The 316-nt window shown below is 65.8% G+C and carries 1 pseudogene; it reads right to left on the bottom strand.

The features are described from left to right. Positions 1-84: pseudogene (locus A3764_RS24880) on the bottom strand (glutamate racemase); the annotation flags it as partial. Positions 85-316 lie beyond the last annotated feature (232 nt).

Below are 316 nucleotides of genomic sequence, written 5' to 3'. Positions count from 1 at the left end.
GAAATCCACTTCCGGCAGCCGCGCGTGCACGGCCTCCCACACGGTCAGACCCCCAAGACCAGAATCGAAAATGCCAACTGCCATCGGACCTCTGCCGTCATCCGCGGACGCAATGCCGCCCTTCACCTGCCCGCAGCACGGGGTGCTGCGGGTTACGCCCTGTCATATGGGGCTTCGCGCCCGAGATCCATGGCCGCTTTGCAGGATGGCCGGGACGCGCCGACGAAAGGCTTACTCGGCGGCGCGTGACGTTTGTGTTCCCCCTGCCCGGATGGTGGCCAAAAGCTCTTCACGGCGCTTTGCGGCCTTGGCCTCC

Origin of the sequence: Sulfitobacter sp. HI0129, assembly GCF_001635395.1 — a bacterium.
Taxonomy (GTDB): Bacteria; Pseudomonadota; Alphaproteobacteria; order Rhodobacterales; family Rhodobacteraceae; genus Sulfitobacter.
Note: the sequence above shows the minus strand (reverse complement) of the source record. Positions and strands in the feature narration are given on the sequence as shown.